The 1,869-nt window shown below is 65.8% G+C and carries 3 protein-coding genes; all 3 read right to left on the reverse strand.

What is annotated here, in order from left to right; all coding sequences use genetic code 11:
- Positions 1-206: hypothetical protein (locus I73_RS34005; RefSeq protein ID WP_234409507.1), on the reverse strand; the 206-nt coding region annotated here is incomplete at its 3' end.
- 53 nt (positions 207-259) lie between these two features.
- Positions 260-1,333, reverse strand: coding sequence for an acyltransferase (locus I73_RS27860; protein WP_022981109.1), 1,074 nt, complete (start codon positions 1,331-1,333; stop codon positions 260-262).
- A gap of 104 nt (positions 1,334-1,437) precedes the next feature.
- The coding region (locus tag I73_RS13595) for an ATP-binding cassette domain-containing protein (RefSeq protein ID WP_026096701.1) at positions 1,438-1,869 on the reverse strand (432 nt) is incomplete at its 5' end.

Genomic DNA, 1,869 nt, shown 5'->3' on the forward strand with positions numbered 1-1,869 from the left:
CGAGGGTCAGGCGCAAGAGATCGAAGCCGGAAGCCCGCCCGCAGTCTTCCTCGATTCTCTGTGCCAATGTGCACTTCACAGCTTTCTCCCGTGTCAACGACCGCCGCAACACCTGCAGCAGGGTTGGCAGGAGTGACAACCGGGACGTCAGCCGCAATGTCCATTGATACCCCAAGCGGCCCCGCCTTGGCAACCACCTTGAACATGGGGGACCGGTCCGCTCACCGCACCAGGCGAGCGGACGAGGTCCCCCGGGCGGTCACACCGCGGCCGTGCGGCGCAGGGCGGTCCAATGCTTGAAGCGGAGCATGGGCTTTTCGACCCAGTACCAGGAAAACGCGGCGAATGCCGAAGTCACCAGGCCCGCCACGACGAAGTTCACATACCAGAGCCGTGGGATCGCTTCGATGCTGACCACCGCCTGCTGCACCACGAAACCATAGAGATAGATGCCGTAGGAAAAGTCGGCGCCCTGCACCAGCTTGATGCGGCGCGGATTCAGCAGGCCGAGGTGCGCGGTGGCGTAGGCCACGGGCAGAGGCGCCAGAAAGTCGCCACCCGGCACCACGGACAGCAGCAACAGGCTGGCCAGCAACGTAGCCCACAGCAGCGGGCGGCTGTAGGGAATCAGCTCCCGGTACAGATAGGCCATGACCCCGGCCAGGAAGCTGGCCACCAGCAGATAGCCGGACACCGGTCCCACGGGGGTCAGGGCCAGACTCTGGCTGAAGGACTTGTAGAGGAACAGGCTCAGGCTGATCACCACGATGGAGAGGATCCCCACCACACGGCGATTCTTCAGGCCAGCCAAGGCCAAGGCCGCCAGGGTCAGGTAGCAGTACAGCTCGAAGGGGACCGTCCACAACTGGGTGTTCACCGTGTTCGGATGCGGGTTGTCGTTGAAGACGCCGGGCAGCAGGAAGGAAATGTGGCCAGTCGCGTTGACCAGGTAGCGCAGGAACAGCGGATCCGAGAAGTACTGGCTGAGCGTGTAGCTGGTGAAGATGGGCCCCAGAATGAAGGCCGAGAGCAGCACCTCGACCGTCAGCGCCGGGTAGATGCGCACCGCGCGCATCCACAGAAAGGTGCCGATGCCCTTGCTGCGCAGCAGGCTCCCGGCCACCAGAAAGCCGCTGAGGGCGAAGAACATCGGCAGGATGGCCCGGATGAAGGGGCGCAGCCACGAGCCGAACAGGGCATCGTTGGCCGACAGGCCGTAGGTGGTGTCCACCGAATGCACCAGGAGCACGGCCACCGCCAGGGTGAGTCTCAGGTAGTCGAAACCGGAGGCCCGGCCGCCGGTCTCCTCAATCCGTTGCGCCAGTGTTTTCATTGCTCTCCCTTCGATCCATCGTCGCGATGGCCAAATAGCAAGAGCTTCTCCGGGCCGGCGCCTTCCGGACAGACCCGGTCATGCAACGCAGCGCAAGCGCTGTATCAGGCTGTGCGAACCACCTTCGCGGGCCTCGGGTCGACGTCCTCCACCTCGTCCTCCTCGCCCAGGAAGCCGCCGCTCTGGTGGGCCCAGAGCCGGGCGTACAGGCCGCCACGCGCCAGCAGCTCGGCATGGCTGCCCTCCTCCACCACGCGGCCGGCGTCCATCACGAGCAGCCGGTCCATGGCGGCGATGGTGGACAGGCGGTGGGCGATGGCCACCACCGTCTTGCCCTCCATCAGCTTGTAGAGGCTGTCCTGGATGGCCACCTCCACCTCGCTGTCCAGCGCGCTGGTGGCCTCGTCCAGCAGCAGGATGGGCGCGTCCTTGAGCATCACCCGGGCGATGGCGATGCGCTGGCGTTGGCCACCGGAGAGCTTCACGCCGCGCTCGCCCACCTGGGCGTCGTAGCCCTGGCGGCCCTTGGGTCGCTC

The organism is Ideonella sp. B508-1 (assembly GCF_000333615.1).
In the GTDB taxonomy this organism is placed as follows: Bacteria; Pseudomonadota; Gammaproteobacteria; order Burkholderiales; family Burkholderiaceae_C; genus Ideonella.

Coding starts and splice junctions, on each gene's coding strand:
- I73_RS27860 (WP_022981109.1), bottom strand. CDS start 1,333: ATGAAAACACTGGCGCAACGGATTGAGGAGACCGGCGGCCGGGCCTCC.